The organism is Actinocorallia aurantiaca, from assembly GCF_039533685.1.
In the GTDB taxonomy this organism is placed as follows: domain Bacteria; phylum Actinomycetota; class Actinomycetes; order Streptosporangiales; family Streptosporangiaceae; genus Actinocorallia; species Actinocorallia aurantiaca.
The window spans coordinates 47,301-60,879 of record NZ_BAAATZ010000009.1 but is presented as its reverse complement, the minus strand read 5'-3'; the positions used below and the strand labels follow the sequence as shown (position 1 = coordinate 60,879).

Below are 13,579 nucleotides of genomic sequence, written 5' to 3'. Positions count from 1 at the left end.
CGAGTCCACGAAGCTCATCGCGCTGACCGCGTCCCTCGGCGAGGCCAAGACCCTGGCCATCCACCCCGCCAGCACCTCCCACCGCATGTACTCGGCGGAGGCCCTGGAAGCCGCGGGCTTCACCGAGGGCACCGTCCGCCTCGCCGCCGGCATCGAGCACCCCGACGACATCTGGCAGGACATCGCCCAGGCCCTCGACCGAATCTGACCTCATCCGGCCACGCCGGAGCCCCCGGAGCCTCTCCGGGGGCTCGTTCCCTTTCCGCCCCGCGGTCCTTCTCGCCCGTCGCCTCGGAGGAGGACCGCGCAGAAGAGAGGAAGGACGGTGGTGGCGGTGAGGAAGAAAACGGCCATGTCAGGCTCCGGCGCGATGGGGAAGGACGGCCCAGAGGGTCTTGCCGGGAACGGGCGCCGGGGCCGGGATGATGCCATGACGGGCGGAGAGCGCGGCTATGAGATAGCGGCCGCGGCCGGTTTCGCTGAGGTCGTCGGGGAGGGACGGATCGGGCGGGTGGTGAGGGGCCGGGTCGTGGCATTCGAGGCGGACGCCGCCTGACGTCCAGGCGACGCGGAGACGAACGGGCTGACCGGGCGCGGCCCGGCAGGCGTTGGCGAAGAGCTCGGCCATCACGGTGAGGGGCGCGTCACGGTCGCCCTGCCAGTTCCACAGATCCAGGGCCAGCCGGGTGAGGCGGCGCGCGACGACCGAGCTGTTCTCGTAGGCGCGCAGGTGCAGGACGAAATCCTGCTCTGAGGGATGCGGGTCACGGGGCCCAGAGGGCGGTGGAGCAGCCGGGCTCGGCGCGGGGAGTTTCTCGGTTCGCATGGTTCGCCTCCGGGTGACGGGATTCACTGAGTCGCCCGCCATTTTGTGTCGGCGCGACTACGCTTGGCGACGAAATCGGCTCCACAGTCGCTGTCTAGCCTGCACAACGCCGTGTGCGGACCGGGAGGGGTGTTCCATGGCTGTTCCTCCACCTGAAGACTCAGCGCGGGCGTTCTTCGCCTTTCACCTCAAACGACTGCGCGAACAGCGGAAGCTCTCTCAAGTGAGTCTGGGCAAAGCGGTGCACGCCTCCCCCAGCTTGATCAGCAGCATCGAGAACTGCACCCGGACGCCGAGCCTGAGCATCGCCAGGGCTTTGGACAGGGTCCTCGGGGTGCAACAGTTCTTCGAGGCCCTGCATCCCCGGATCATCGAGGAGACGGGACTCCCCATCGGGTTCGCCGAACTCACGGACGCCGAAGCCGAAGCGAGCACGATCAAGCTGTACGAGAATTTCGTCATCACGGGCCTGTTCCAGATCGAGGAGTACGCGCGGGCGGTGCTCCAGGCCGCTGAGCGGCCGGACAAGCTGGAGTTCCTGGTCGCCGCCCGGATGGAGCGGAAAGAACAGCTCCACAGAGAAGAAGCCCCTATGGTCATCGCGCTCTTTGACGAATCCGCAGTGCGGCGTCCGTTCGGCGACCGTGAGGTGATGGAGAAGCAGTACCTCCACCTTCTCCACCTTGCTCAGGAGCCCAGGATCGCCCTGCATATCGTTCCCATGGACTCAGGGCTCTGCCCTGAAGGAGCCTTCAAGGTCCTGCACTTTCCGGAAAGCCCTGCCGTCGGCTACGCGGAAAGCGCGGGAGGGCAAGGACGCCTCATTGAGACGGGACGGCATGTCGCACAACTCGATGTGTTGTTCGAGATGATCCGGAACAAATCCCTGTCAGGCATAGACTCCGAACGCATGGTCCGTGGTCTTTTGGAGGCTCTGTGAGCAACACCGACTTCACCACTGCCGACTGGCGCAAGAGCACACACAGCGGAGGCGATTCCGGTCAGTGCGTGGAGATCGCCGCCCTCCCCGCCGCCATCGGCATCCGCGACAGCAAGAACACCCACCGTCCCGCCCTGGCCGTGAGCCCCCGGGCCTTCGATCGGTTCCTCCAGAAGATCAAAACGCCTTGATCTTCGGCTGAGGTGCTTGAGAGCATCCCGGGATGACAGAACCCTCATCCCTTTCCGAAGTCCGGGAACTCATCGACGGCATCGACGGCGAACTCGTCCGGCTGCTGGCCGAACGGCAGGGGCTGGTGCGGGCCGCCGCGTCCTTCAAGAAGGACACGGCGGCCGTCCGTGCTCCCGACCGGGTCGAGCAGGTCGTCGCCTCGGTACGGAACCGGGCCGCCGGGGCCGGGCTGGCTCCGGACGTCGCCGAGGCCGTGTGGCGGGCGATGATCGCGGCCTTCATCGAGCTGGAGCTGCGGGAACACGCGCGGATCGAGACGGACGGACAAAGAGGCGGGACGCTCTGACATGGAGCATCCCGGCGGTCTGGAGAACCCTGGAGTCGGCACCACCGACGACCTCAAGGAGTCCCCATGGCCGCCAAGCCCATCCTCGTCATCGGCGCGACCGGCAAGACCGGCCGCCGCGTCCTCACCCGGCTCACCGGGCTCGGCCACGCGGTCCGCGGCGTCTCCCGGCAGACCGAGCCGCCCTTCGTCTGGGAGAGACGGGAGACCTGGCCCGAGGCGCTGCGCGGCGCGGGCGCCGTCTACGTCTCCTACTCCCCCGACCTCGCCGCCCCGAGCGCGCCTGGTGACATCGAGGCGCTCGTCTCCCTCGCCGCCGACGCGGGCGTGGAGCGGCTGGTGCTGCTCTCCGGCCGCGGCGAGCACAACGCGATCCGCTGCGAGGAGATCGTCCGCGGCTCCGGCCTGCCGTACACGCTGCTGCGCGCGAGCTGGTTCGCGCAGAACTTCACCGAGGGCGCCCTGCTGGGGCCGGTACTCGAAGGCCTCGTCGCGATGCCGGCCGGGGAGGTCGCCGAGCCGTTCCTCGACCTGGAGGACCTCGCCGACGTCGCGGTCGCGGCGCTCACCGGCGACGGGCACGAGGGCCGCCTCTACGAACTCACCGGACCGGAGCTCCTGACCTTCCGCGAGGCCGCCGCCCGGATCTCCAAGGCCGCGGGCCGGGAGGTCGGGTACGACGCCGTCACCCCCGAGCAGTTCCACGCCGCGCTCTCCCCCCTCGCCGGACCGGAGTACGCCGACCTTCTCACCGAGCTGTGCCGGGAGGTCTTCGACGGGCGCAACGCCTCACTCGGCGACGGCGTGCGCGAGGCGCTCGGCCGCGAACCACGCGATTTCACCGCCTTCTGCGAAACGGCCTCCGAAGTCTGGCGGCCGTGACCCCGGTGCGCCGTCCTTCCCGGCCCGGCGCGTCCTCTACGAGGCGTGTCCGGGTTCTCGGTCTCGAGGCGCGGCGGGGAGGTTGTGGCGGACGGCGTTCTCGAGGAGGTTGCCGATGGCCCGTCGCAGGAGGGCGTCGTCGGCCGGGACGGTGACAGGCCGTGTGGCGGGCGATGATCGCGGCGTTCATCGAGCTTGAGCTGCGGGAACACGCGCGGATCGAAGAGGATCCCCCCACGCGGAAGGACGCGCCTCCCGGTCGTCTCGCCGTCCGCCCGTCACCCCTACTCTTCGAAAAAGCCAGGCGGGCAGTCGACCTCGTCACCGTTCTCGTCAGAGCACTGGACCGTCCCGGAATCGACATCTCCCCGCCACTCGTCCGCGAAGTCAGTGAACGCGACGAAGAACCCGAAGCCGATCGCGGCGATGACCAGGCCGACGGCCACCTGACCGAGCCCGGACAGGAGGGACGACCCTTCATCGATCTCCGCATCGGTCGGGTTGGCCGGGTCGTAGAGGACCTCGATCTCGTTGCCGACTCCGTGGCCGGACTCCTGCCTCGATTCCGTGGTGACCTGGCGGCCTTCCAACGTGGTGAAGGCCAGAACCGGTCGCGGGCTCGCCCGCAGGTGCCGGCCCGAACCGGAGAACCGGTTCTGGACGTCGGTGACGGTACCGGGAACCCGCTGAGCCTTCCTCGCCCAGGCGCGGGCATGCATTTCCCCTCGCACCGCGGCCAACGCGACGGCGAATCCGATGACAACGAAAATCAGCGGAAAATAGCCAAAGAAGGTAGGCATCCGGATAAATTACACGGGCTCCCACCCCAAGAAGATGTCAGCCGACACTTCGACCACGCGCCGGGTTCCGTGTTTCCTCCTGGCGACGATCATCACCAGGCGCGGCAAGCAGGAGGCCGAGGCGTTCGACGTCAAGGTCCTCCAGGGGCGCAGTGCCCGCCGGCGGCTCGGGATCTGCGACTACCGCGTCGTCTGCACCGTCGAGGACGGCCGGCTGATCGTGCGGGTCCTGGCCGTCGGCGATCGCCGCGACGCCTACCGCCGCGTTCCATAGGACGCCGTCGCGGTGGCGGCGGACACCCCGGGACAGAGCGGGCATTCGGCGCACGACCCCCGCAGCGGATCCCCCGGCCCGGCGCGTCCTCTATGAGGTGTGTCCGGGTGCTCGGTCTCGGGGCCCGGCGGGGAGGGAGACCTGGACGGTGAGGCCGCCTCGGGTGGCGGGGGTGAGGCGGAGGGCGCCGTGGTGGGCGGTGGTGATGCGGGAGACGAGGGCGAGACCGAGGCCGTGACCGCGGCGGGTGGGGTCGGGGTCGGCGGTGCGGCCCCGGCCGCGGAGGAAGGGCTCCAGGTAGGTCTCGACGGCGTCGGCCGGGATGTGCGGGCCGGTGTTGGTGACGGTGAGGAGCGCGCGGCCTTCGTCGGAAGGGTCGGAGCCGGTCGTGATGGTGAGGGAGCCGCCGGTGGGGAGGTTGTGGCGGACGGCGTTCTCGAGGAGGTTGCCGATGGCCCGTCGCAGGAGGGCCTCGTTGGCCTGGACGGTGACGGGCCGCAGGTCGGCGGAGACGGCGATACCGCGCTGGGCGGCTTCGGCGCCGCCCGCCTCCAGCGCCTGCGCTGCGACGGCGGCCAGGTCGACCGGGGCGGTGGCCAAGGAGGCCTTGTCGAGGGAGGACAGCTGGAGGAGCGCGTCGATGATCTCTATGCCGCGCTGGTTGGTCTCGTACAGCCTGGTCAGGAGGCGGTCGTCCGGGCCGTCGGGGTCGGCGAGGGCGACCTGCAGCATCGTCCGGGTGATGGCCAGCGGGGTGCGCAGTTCGTGGGAGGCGTTGGCGGCGAAGCGCCGCTGCTCCTCGAACGAGCGCTGCAGGCGGTCGAGCATGGTGTCGAAGGTGTCGGCGAGGTCGGTGAACTCGTCTTTGCGGCCCGTCAGCCGGATGCGGTGGTCGAGGGAGCCGTCCGCGGCGCGCACGGCGGCCCGGTTGATGTGCTGGAGCGGCCGCAGGACCCACCCGGCCAGCAGCCAGCCGCCGCCCAGACCGATCACTGCCAGCACCGCCAGCGCGGCGCTCGACGCCTTCACCAGGGCCTCGAGGATCTCCCCGCGCGAAGAGACCGTTCCCGTGGCCCGCGGGTTCGCCGCAGTGAGGGGATAGTCAGGTATGTACCGCATCCCCAGATAGATGATCGCCATGGTGACCGCCCCCGAACCCACGAGGAAGCACCCGTAGCCCAGGGTGAGTCGCAGCCTCGCGGTCACGGCCGGGGGGTCCCGTCGTCCATTCGGTAGCCGACGCCCGGCACCGTGGCGATGACGGAGGGTTCGCCCAGCCGGGCCCGAAGGGACGAGATCGTGATGCGGATGGCGTTGGTGAACGGGTCGGCGTTCTCGTCCCACGCCCGTTCCAGGAGTTCCTCCGCGCTGACGACGCCGCCGCGCGCGGTCAGTAGGATCTCCAGGACGGCGAACTGCTTGCGGGCGAGGGCCACGTAGCGTCCCGCCCGGTAGACCTCGCGACGGAACGGGTCGAGCCTGATCCCCGCGTATTCGACGACCGGCGGCGTCCCCCGCGCCGGGCGGCGGGCCAGGGCACGGAGCCTCACCACGAGTTCGGGCAGGTCGAACGGCTTGGTCAGGTAGTCGTCGGCGCCCAGCTGGAAGCCGTCGATCTTGTCGATGAGACCGACCGCCGCGGTGAGCATGAGCACCCGGCAGCCGAGACCCCGCTCGACCACGATCCGGCACACCTCGTCCCCGTGCACGCCGGGAAGGTCGCGGTCGAGCACCACGACGTCGTAGTCGTGGACGCCGAGCCGCTCCAGCGCCGCTTCACCGTCCGGAGCGAGATCGGCCGCGATCGCCTCCAGCCGCAGGCCGCTCTGGATCGCCTCGGCGAGATAGATCTCGTCTTCGACGACGAGCACACGCATAAGACCCCGATTCGACCTCGACCATCCCCGGCCACGTCACCTTATGCAAGCGCGTCTATCGAAAAGCTATGCGAAAAGGCATACGGCCCGGCAACACGGGCTGCGGTGCAGTGAGCACATGCGACCTCGTCTTCTTCCACCCCCGCTCGGAGCCATGAGCGCCCTGTTCCTGGCCCTGAGCGGCTGTGGCCTGCCGTCAACGCCGGACGCCCTGCCCCGTTCAGTCGTCCCGGGCCCGGCGACGGCAGCAGCGCCCCAAGGCGACGGGCACATCACCGCCGGCCGCGGCCTGGACCCCTTCGACACCGGCCACTCCGCCATCACCGGACTGGACCGGCGGCTGCTGCGAGCCGTCCGGGAGGCGGCGACGAAGGCGAAAGCCGACGGCGTGGACCTGTTCATCACCTCCGGCTGGCGCAGCACCGGCTACCAGCGCCGCCTGTTCGACCAGGCCGTCACCCGGTACGGCAGCCGAGAAGAAGCGGAACGTTATGTCCTCTCCCCCGAAAAGTCGTCCCATGTCCGGGGAAGGGCCGTCGACATCGGTCCGACCGATGCCGCCGACTGGGTCGTCCGCCGAGGCGCCGCGTTCGGCCTCTGCCAGATCTACGCCAACGAGATGTGGCACTTCGAACTCGCGACCCGCCCCGGAGGGACCTGCCCTCCGCAGCTCCCCGACGCCACCGCGGTGAAGTACTGACGCCGCCGTGATCTTGAGAATGCCGAGGTGCTGCCCGAAACGTTTCCGCCCGTCAGACGTGGCGGGTCGTCCAGGCGGAGCCCCGGGCGGAGGTGGTGAGCAGGGTGAGGACCAGCAGGAGACCCCCCAGGGCGGTCACGGCCAGGGGGTGGGGACCTGCGGGAGTGCCGTCGGTGCGGGCGGCGCCCATGAAGTCCAGAGGGGCAAGGCCGTTGAAGGCGCAATACCACAGGGCGGGGTAGACGGCCTGGAACAGGCGGGGGGTGCGGGTGAGGGTTCCCGCGGCCAGGGCCAGGGACGGGATCAGGAGCGCGCCGCCGAGCCAGGCGGCCATGCCGGGGCGGTCGCCGGAGGCTGCCATCCGGGCGAGCGGAGCCAGGCCCAGCAGGGCCGTGACGGCCAGACCGGCCGTCCACTCGGCCAGCAGGCGGCGGTGCGGCGCCGGGTAGGCGCCGATCAGGCCTTCCATGCCGTCGCGCTGGTGGCGGGTGCCCAGCCTCGACCAGAGTAGAACGGGCCACACCCATGCCAGCGGCAGCACCACGGGGGCCACGGATCCGATGGGGACCGCCAGCCCGACGGCGGCCAGGGCCGCAGCGCCCAGCCACCACCACCTGGTGGCCTCCCGCGCGATGATGGTCAGTTCGCCGGCCAGCAGCCTGCCGAAGGTGTTCCCGTACACCGGGGCGGTGGCGGGCAGGCCGCGGTAGGCGGGGGCGGGCGGGAGTTCAAGCTCGGCCGTCGGAGCCTGCTCGGAGGTTCGGCGGAAACCGCCACGGGCCGGGTCGAAGCGGGCGAACCACAGGGCGGGCAGCAAAGCCACGGCGAGGGCTGCCAAGACGACCAGGGCTCGGCCGCCCAGGAACCCGGCGGCCAGCGGGAAGCCGTCCCAGGGGAAGGACTCCAGGGGTTCGGGCTCCTGGGTCAGGCCCAGGCTGAAGGAGCTGCGGGGTTTCCACAGGCCTTGGTCGATCATCGTGGCGCGTAGTGCCTCGACGACGTGCTGGACGCCGAGGACGTCGACGGGGGCACGTTCGGACAGGCCGCCGACCGCCACGGTCAGCCACACGAAGAACCAGCCGACGTTGCCGATGCCGCCGCGCAGCACAGGGAGCGTCTCGAACAACAGCGCCGCGGCGGCGGTCGCCGCAGCCATCGGCAGGGCGATCACCACGAACGGGACCAGCAGCGCGACCGGGTCGATCGCACGGTCCTCGGCGCGGGCGAACTGCATCACCGCCGCCGTCGCCGCCAGGACGCCCACCATCGAGCCGAGCACCATGAGGTTGCTGAGGAACTTCGCGGCCAGGTAGGCGGGGGTGCGCAGCGGCGTCGCGGCGACGAGGCGTCCGACGCCGGTGCGTTCGTCGTGCCCTATGGCTCCGCGCACGACGTAGAAGCCGCCGAGGGTCAGCCACAGGGCGGCGGCCAGCGCGGCGGCCGTCCCGACGTAGGCGCTGTCGTAGACGCCGCGGTAGCCGCCGATGTTCATGATCGCCCAGGTGGACCCGGTGCCGGGGACGGCGAGGTAGCCCAGGATGACCGCGGCGAGCAACGTCACCGCGTAGACGGGACGGCGTACCCGGTCACGGAAGTCGCCCAGGGCCAGGCCGCCGATGTTCTGGAGCGTCACCGGAAGCCTCCTGAAGCGAAGCTCGGGGCGGGGGCCGGCTGGACGAGGCCCAGATACACGTCCTCCAGGTCGGGTGCCGCCGGAGCCGCGCCCCGGCTCGGGGGCGCATCCGAGATCACCCGCATCCGCACGCCTTCCGCGGTACGCACCATCCTGCTCACCACGCACCTCATCCGGACGGCGTCCGCCTCGGCCGGGGACACCAGCAGCTCCCAGACGCGGCCCTGTGCCAGGCGCAGCAGCTCGTCCGGGGTGCCGCGGCGCAGCAGCCTGCCGCCCGCCACGACCGCGATGTCGGAGGCCACCGACTCGATGTCGGAGACGATGTGCGTGGACAGCATGACCACCCGGTCCGCGGCCAGGTCGGCGAGCATGGTGCGGAACCGGACGCGCTCCTGCGGGTCCAGGCCCGCCGTCGGCTCGTCCACGATGATCACTCTCGGGTCGGCGAGCAGCGCCTGGGCGATCCCGACCCGCCGGAGCATGCCCCCGGAGTACTTGCCCAGCGGGCGCTTGGCAGCCTCTGTGAGGTTCACCGCCTCCAGTAGTTCCCCGATACGGGCTTTCGACGAGCGCGCCGACATGCCCTTGGCCGCCGCCAGATAGGACAGGAACTCGCGGGCCGTCAGGTTCGGGTAGGCGCCGAAGTCCTGCGGCAGGTAGCCGAGGTGGCGGCGCAGCGCGTCCGGGTGGGCGACGACGTCGACGCCGTCGAACAACACCTTCCCGGACGTGGGACGGGTGATGGTGGCGGCGATCCGCATCAGCGAGGACTTGCCCGCCCCGTTGGGCCCCAGCAGGCCCAGCATCCCCGGCCCGAGGCGCATCGTCATGCCGTCGACGGCGCGCTTGCCGCCCTTGTAGACCTTGGTGACGTCGATCAGTTCCAGCACCGCCGCCTCACTTCCCGTCCGTCGGCGGGCCGTCTGCCGGTGCCACGACGGGTGTGTTCTTGGGAAACATCGCAATCCTCCTGAAGCGCCGACTTGATCGGCTCCCCTTCAGACTCGCGTCCCCGAGGGTGCGTCCACATCTGCCGTTCGGCAGATATCCGGCGCGGCTCAGTCCGGAACGTCCGCCTTGCCGGCGTGCGGGACGCGTGCGGCGGGCATCGTGCACACCACCAGCCAGCCGCCCGCGTCGTCGGGGCCCGCGGACAGGGTGCCGCCCTGGCCCTGGACCCGCGCCTCCAGTTCGGCGAGGCCGGTGCCGCCCGAACCGCGCATCCGGTCCAGGCCCGTGCTGATCCGGCCGCGTGCGCCTCCGTCGTCGCGGACGCGGACCTCCACACCGGACGCGGTGCCTCGGGCGGACACCTCCACCCGGTTCGCCCAGCGGGCGTGCCGCCGGACGTTCGTCAGCGCTTCGAGCACCACCCGGTAGACGGTGCCGTCCGCCTCGCGGGTCAGGCGTCCGGCGGCGTCGGGATCGAACTCCAGCACGGCGTCCGGAAATCCCGGGGCCGCGAACCGGCCGACGAGCTCGGGCAGGTCGTCCAGCCCGTACAGGCGGGTCGGCGGCGGGCCGGCGGAGATCTGCTCGTCCGGGTCGCGCAGCGCCTCCAAGGTCTGGTCCATCGAGTCCAGGGCGCGCAGGGCCGCCTCCTCGATCCGCCGCTGCACCGCCCGCGCGTCCCCGGCGTCCAGGTCGCGGAGCTGGGCCGCCTGCGCCTCCAGGACGATGCCGGTCACCTCGTGGGCGACGAAGTCGTGCAGATCACGGGCCAGCGACAGCCGCTGCGCGCGACGGGCCTCGCCGACCGCGCGGACCCGCCGCCGGTCCAGTCCCCGCAGGTAGGCGCCGACCCCGACGGCGCACGCCACCGGGAACAGGAACAGCGCCGAGCCCACGAACGACGCCTTCAGCCACTCATCGTCCGACGTCAGCAGGGCCGGCCGCAGCGCCAGGGCGAGCACCACCACGCTGATCGCCGTGACCAGCCCGCCCGCGCGGCGCGGCGGCGTCCGCCGGACCGCCCGCCCGGCGAGCACCAGCAGCGCCGGGAACTCCACCATGCTCCACAGTTCGAGCGGGTCCTGCGGCCCACGGTAGGCCGCGCTCACCACCAGGGACACGGTGACGGTCGCCGCCACCGCCGCCGTCAGCGTGACTCCGCGGTACGGCCATCGCATCAGTGCGGCGGCCGCCGCCGCACATGCCGGGAGCCCCGCCGCCAGCGTGTCCGGAAGGACGAACAGCAGCGCGGCGGCCGCCGCTGCCGCCGCCGCGCACAGGAGCACCGGCCGCCCGGGTGAATCCCGTGCGGCGGAACCCTCCTCCCACCTTCCGCCGCGCTCAGCGCGGCCGTTGCGAGACATAGCCCAGCTCCCAGGCGTACACCGCGATCCCCACCCGGTTCCCCACTCCGAGCTTGCGCTGGATGTTCGCCAGATGCGTCTTCACGGTGCCGGGCGAGATGAACAGCTCCGCGGCGATGTCGGAGTTGCTCTTGCCCAGCGCGACCTGCCCGGCGATCTGCCTCTCGCGCTCGGTGAGGGGTTCGCGCGGCGGCGCGAGGGCGGGCTCGGGCTCGGTCACGTGCCGCAGCAGCCGCACCGTGATCGAGGGGCTGATGAGGCTGTCCCCGTTCACCGCCGCCCGCACCGCCTCCACCAGCAGTGCGGGGCCCGACCGCTTGAGCACGAATCCAGACGCCCCGTGCCGCAGCGCCGGATACACGTACTCGTCCAGGTCGAACGTCGTCAGGATCACCACCTTGACGGGTTCGGCCGCCTCGGGCCCGGCGAGCCGCCGGGTGACCTCCAGCCCGTCCAGACCGGGCATCCGGATGTCCACCAGTGCCACGTCCGGCCGCGACCGCCCCGCCAGCCGCAGCGCCTCGACGCCGTCGGCGGCCTCCCCGATCACCTCGATGTCGGGATGGCTCTCCAGAATGGTGCGCACCCCGCGCCGCACCATCTCCTGATCATCGGCGATGAGTACCCGTATAGACACGTCAGGCAGCCTATGTCGCACTGCACGAAATTCCTCTTCGGGCGGGTCGATCCGGTGTTCTCCCAGGTGAGAGGGGGAGGATGGAATCGGGGGTGTCGGCATGGGGGAATGCCGTACGTGGGAGGTGCAGGCTCCCGGTTACCGGGAGCTGCGGCCTTTCGACGAGGGGGAGAGTCCGGGGTTCCCGGTGTACAGGGGGCTGGAGGAGCTGCTGCTCTCCGCGGAGAGCCATCCGGATCCGGTGCTCCGGCACGTCATGGCGGTCTGCTCGGCGTACGCGTACGCGGGGCCCGAGACGGTCGCGATGATCATGGCCAGGCTGGGGCTGGAGGACAACCGGTGCCGGATCGTCCGGATGTCGGCGGACGGGATGTTCATCCGCTCGACCGCGTTCCTGGTGCGGAGCCGGAGCGGCCGGGTCGCGATCCTGTGCTACCGGGGCACCGAGCCGGTGAACCTCGTCAACTGGCTGGCGAACCTCGACTTCGAGCCGGAGCGCACGAGCTACCAGTTCGGAGACCCGTGCAACACGGTGCACGGCGGGTTCTACCGGAACACGCGGGCCACCCGCTACGACGTCATGAACGCGCTGAAGGGGATGGAGGACCTGGAGGCGCTCTACATCACCGGGCACAGCCTGGGCGGGGCGATGGCCGGACTGATGGCGGTCATGATCAGGCATGAGAGGAAGTACCGGAAGGCGCTCGGCAGACGGCTCAGGGCCGTCTACACCTTCGGGCAGCCGATGATCGGGGACCCGGGATTCACGAAGGCCTGCCAGGAGGACGGCTTCCTCGGCGAGAACGTCATCCGCTACATCTATGACCGCGACATCGTGCCCCGTCTTCCGCCCTCGGTCTCGGGGTCCTACCAGCACTTCGGACGCGAGTACGAGTACCGAGTCCCGCGTCTCCAGCGGGTGCTCTCGTCGGCGCCGGCGCCGACCGGCGCCGACTGCCACCGCCGGCCGGGAGCGTGGCGGGAGAACACCGACCTCACCGGCCAGGCGTGGGGACTGCCCGCCATCGTGCTGGCCGGCACGGCGTTCGTCGCGGGAAGGTTCCGGTTGACCCGTGCGCTGCCCGCCGTCTACTCGATCGACGACCATTTCCCCCGCCGCTACATCGCGGCGCTCACTCCCGAGTGCGTGCAGAACGAGTACGGCGACTGAATCCAGGCACCGGGCACAGACCCTCCCGATGGACGTTATGCAACCCCTGTCACAATCCGGACAACCAAGCTGGCGCTTGGTTGTTGACCATTCAGTCAACCGTGCTTACGTTCGTGGGGAAGCCGCTTCGACGAGGAAGCCAGCACCGGAACCCGAAGATCTCCGACCAGAACGACGAGTCCGGTGTCGGCTTTCCCGCGAGTCGTGGGTCGCTGTCGTCGTCCGCCCGGGAGGACCGAACGCGCCCCGCCTGAAGGAAGCGGCCATCCCACCCCCTCCGGCGTTCTCACGCGCCGTGGCAGAAAAGGAAGACCATGTCCCGCAGAACGAAGTTCGCCGCGCTCGCCGCGGCCTCGGCCGCCTCGGTCGCCGCCGTCGGCCTGACGGCGTCCCCGGCCATGGCCGCGACGGTGGCCACGGGCAGCCTGACGCTCAACAACGTGCCCCTCCTCGGCACCATCAACTGCAGCTCCACCCTGGACGGCACCAAGACCAGCACCACGTTCACCGTCACCGGCGCCACGGCCACCGGATGCGGTGCCACGGTCACCGCCCAGAACCTCCCCTGGAGCGGGACCTTCGGTCCCCCCTCCACCATGTACTTCGCGATGAAGGCCGCCGGCTGCACCTACAGCGGCACCCTCACGGGCACCACCAACGCCGGCCCCCCGCGCACCATCACCTTCACCAACCAGCCCGTCACCGGTTCGGGATTCCCCTGCTTCAGCGGAATCACCGTCAGCGCGACGTACACCTTCTGACCGTGATCCCCGGGCTCTCGCCGGTCGCCGACGGCTGAGTCCGACCGATCCCGCCATGGTCCCGGAGGCGGCCGACACCGGGACCATGGCACACCAGCTCACAAATCCCCGAAGACGGCCTTCTGCTGCTTGTCCGGTCTCTCCCTAGATTTTGACCTTTCCCCAGGGTGCTGGAAGAAGTGGCGGGAATTCTCCTATCTGGCGTTCTGCCCGGCGATCGTC

17 protein-coding genes are annotated in these 13,579 nt (G+C 70.6%); 9 read left to right on the top strand and 8 right to left on the bottom strand.

Annotated features, from left to right (window positions below):
- A partial coding sequence (locus ABD327_RS13050; protein WP_344450596.1) for a PLP-dependent transferase occupies positions 1–208 on the top strand: 208 nt, incomplete at its 5' end.
- A gap of 147 nt (positions 209–355) precedes the next feature.
- Here ABD327_RS13050 and ABD327_RS13045 read toward each other — a convergent pair.
- Positions 356–826, bottom strand: a complete 471-nt coding sequence (locus ABD327_RS13045) for an ATP-binding protein (RefSeq protein ID WP_344450595.1) — start codon at positions 824–826, stop codon at positions 356–358.
- Between the two features lie 136 nt (positions 827–962).
- Here ABD327_RS13045 and ABD327_RS13040 point away from each other — a divergent pair, with 136 nt between their 5' ends.
- The 4 genes from ABD327_RS13040 (at position 963) to ABD327_RS13025 (ending at position 3,186) form a co-directional block, all read left to right on the top strand.
- Positions 963–1,766, top strand: coding sequence for a helix-turn-helix domain-containing protein (locus ABD327_RS13040; RefSeq protein WP_344450594.1), 804 nt, complete (start codon positions 963–965; stop codon positions 1,764–1,766).
- On the top strand, positions 1,763–1,957 hold the full coding sequence (locus ABD327_RS13035) for a DUF397 domain-containing protein (RefSeq protein ID WP_344450593.1): 195 nt from the start codon (positions 1,763–1,765) through the stop codon (positions 1,955–1,957). The genes ABD327_RS13040 and ABD327_RS13035 overlap by 4 nt, the downstream gene beginning before the upstream one ends.
- Before the next feature lie 32 nt (positions 1,958–1,989).
- A complete protein-coding gene (locus ABD327_RS13030) occupies positions 1,990–2,304 on the top strand; it encodes a chorismate mutase (protein ID WP_344450592.1) in 315 nt (104 codons plus the stop codon).
- A 66-nt stretch (positions 2,305–2,370) separates the two neighbouring features.
- The gene (locus ABD327_RS13025) at positions 2,371–3,186 is read left to right on the top strand and encodes a Rossmann-fold NAD(P)-binding domain-containing protein (RefSeq protein WP_344450591.1); all 816 of its coding nucleotides are present in this window, start codon (positions 2,371–2,373) and stop codon (positions 3,184–3,186) included.
- Between the two features lie 284 nt (positions 3,187–3,470).
- Here the strand turns inward: ABD327_RS13025 and ABD327_RS13020 are convergent, their stop codons facing one another.
- Positions 3,471–3,986, bottom strand: coding sequence for a DUF3592 domain-containing protein (locus tag ABD327_RS13020; protein ID WP_344450590.1), 516 nt, complete (start codon positions 3,984–3,986; stop codon positions 3,471–3,473).
- A gap of 34 nt (positions 3,987–4,020) precedes the next feature.
- Here ABD327_RS13020 and ABD327_RS13015 point away from each other — a divergent pair, with 34 nt between their 5' ends.
- Positions 4,021–4,260 carry a type II toxin-antitoxin system RelE family toxin gene (locus ABD327_RS13015; RefSeq protein WP_344450589.1) on the top strand — a complete coding sequence of 80 codons (240 nt, stop codon included), beginning with the start codon at positions 4,021–4,023 and terminating at the stop codon, positions 4,258–4,260.
- 90 nt (positions 4,261–4,350) lie between these two features.
- On the opposite strand, the gene ABD327_RS13010 is transcribed toward ABD327_RS13015, so the two are convergent.
- Together ABD327_RS13010 and ABD327_RS13005 are read right to left on the bottom strand one after the other, a co-directional pair.
- Positions 4,351–5,466 (bottom strand): sensor histidine kinase, encoded by a 1,116-nt coding sequence (locus tag ABD327_RS13010; RefSeq protein ID WP_344450588.1) that lies wholly within the window; start codon positions 5,464–5,466, stop codon positions 4,351–4,353.
- Positions 5,463–6,137 (bottom strand): response regulator transcription factor, encoded by a 675-nt coding sequence (locus ABD327_RS13005; protein ID WP_344450587.1) that lies wholly within the window; start codon positions 6,135–6,137, stop codon positions 5,463–5,465. The genes ABD327_RS13010 and ABD327_RS13005 overlap by 4 nt, the downstream gene beginning before the upstream one ends.
- Positions 6,138–6,291: 154 nt before the next feature.
- Between ABD327_RS13005 and ABD327_RS13000 the strand changes: the two genes are divergently transcribed.
- On the top strand, positions 6,292–6,837 hold the full coding sequence (locus ABD327_RS13000; RefSeq protein ID WP_344450586.1) for a M15 family metallopeptidase: 546 nt from the start codon (positions 6,292–6,294) through the stop codon (positions 6,835–6,837).
- A gap of 52 nt (positions 6,838–6,889) precedes the next feature.
- Here ABD327_RS13000 and ABD327_RS12995 read toward each other — a convergent pair whose 3' ends face one another.
- The 4 genes from ABD327_RS12995 to ABD327_RS12980 all read right to left on the bottom strand — a co-directional run bounded on the left by ABD327_RS12995 (position 6,890) and on the right by ABD327_RS12980 (position 11,425).
- On the bottom strand, positions 6,890–8,470 hold the full coding sequence (locus ABD327_RS12995) for a hypothetical protein (protein ID WP_344450585.1): 1,581 nt from the start codon (positions 8,468–8,470) through the stop codon (positions 6,890–6,892).
- Positions 8,467–9,363 carry an ABC transporter ATP-binding protein gene (locus tag ABD327_RS12990; protein WP_344450584.1) on the bottom strand — a complete coding sequence of 299 codons (897 nt, stop codon included), beginning with the start codon at positions 9,361–9,363 and terminating at the stop codon, positions 8,467–8,469. The genes ABD327_RS12995 and ABD327_RS12990 overlap by 4 nt, the downstream gene beginning before the upstream one ends.
- Before the next feature lie 168 nt (positions 9,364–9,531).
- Positions 9,532–10,788, bottom strand: a complete 1,257-nt coding sequence (locus tag ABD327_RS12985; RefSeq protein ID WP_344450583.1) for a sensor histidine kinase — start codon at positions 10,786–10,788, stop codon at positions 9,532–9,534.
- A complete protein-coding gene (locus ABD327_RS12980) occupies positions 10,766–11,425 on the bottom strand; it encodes a response regulator (protein WP_344450582.1) in 660 nt (219 codons plus the stop codon). Before ABD327_RS12980 ends, ABD327_RS12985 begins: the two co-directional genes overlap by 23 nt.
- A gap of 100 nt (positions 11,426–11,525) precedes the next feature.
- Here ABD327_RS12980 and ABD327_RS12975 point away from each other — a divergent pair, with 100 nt between their 5' ends.
- Entirely contained in the window at positions 11,526–12,596 is a 1,071-nt protein-coding gene (locus tag ABD327_RS12975) for a lipase family protein (protein ID WP_344450581.1), read from the top strand.
- A 314-nt stretch (positions 12,597–12,910) separates the two neighbouring features.
- Positions 12,911–13,357, top strand: a complete 447-nt coding sequence (locus ABD327_RS12970) for a hypothetical protein (protein WP_344450580.1) — start codon at positions 12,911–12,913, stop codon at positions 13,355–13,357.
- Positions 13,358–13,579: the final 222 nt, after the last annotated feature.

What these genes read in the sequence shown, in the direction of transcription:
- ABD327_RS12975 (WP_344450581.1), top strand. Translation starts at nt 11,526, where the DNA reads ATGGGGGAATGCCGTACGTGGGAGGTGCAGGCTCCCGGTTACCGGGAG.
- ABD327_RS13025 (WP_344450591.1), top strand. Translation starts at nt 2,371, where the DNA reads ATGGCCGCCAAGCCCATCCTCGTCATCGGCGCGACCGGCAAGACCGGC.
- ABD327_RS12970 (WP_344450580.1), top strand. Translation starts at nt 12,911, where the DNA reads ATGTCCCGCAGAACGAAGTTCGCCGCGCTCGCCGCGGCCTCGGCCGCC.
- ABD327_RS12985 (WP_344450583.1), bottom strand. Translation starts at nt 10,788, where the DNA reads ATGTCTCGCAACGGCCGCGCTGAGCGCGGCGGAAGGTGGGAGGAGGGT.
- ABD327_RS13040 (WP_344450594.1), top strand. Translation starts at nt 963, where the DNA reads ATGGCTGTTCCTCCACCTGAAGACTCAGCGCGGGCGTTCTTCGCCTTT.
- ABD327_RS13000 (WP_344450586.1), top strand. Translation starts at nt 6,292, where the DNA reads ATGAGCGCCCTGTTCCTGGCCCTGAGCGGCTGTGGCCTGCCGTCAACG.
- ABD327_RS13005 (WP_344450587.1), bottom strand. Translation starts at nt 6,137, where the DNA reads ATGCGTGTGCTCGTCGTCGAAGACGAGATCTATCTCGCCGAGGCGATC.
- ABD327_RS13045 (WP_344450595.1), bottom strand. Translation starts at nt 826, where the DNA reads ATGCGAACCGAGAAACTCCCCGCGCCGAGCCCGGCTGCTCCACCGCCC.
- ABD327_RS13015 (WP_344450589.1), top strand. Translation starts at nt 4,021, where the DNA reads ATGTCAGCCGACACTTCGACCACGCGCCGGGTTCCGTGTTTCCTCCTG.
- ABD327_RS13020 (WP_344450590.1), bottom strand. Translation starts at nt 3,986, where the DNA reads ATGCCTACCTTCTTTGGCTATTTTCCGCTGATTTTCGTTGTCATCGGA.
- ABD327_RS13030 (WP_344450592.1), top strand. Translation starts at nt 1,990, where the DNA reads ATGACAGAACCCTCATCCCTTTCCGAAGTCCGGGAACTCATCGACGGC.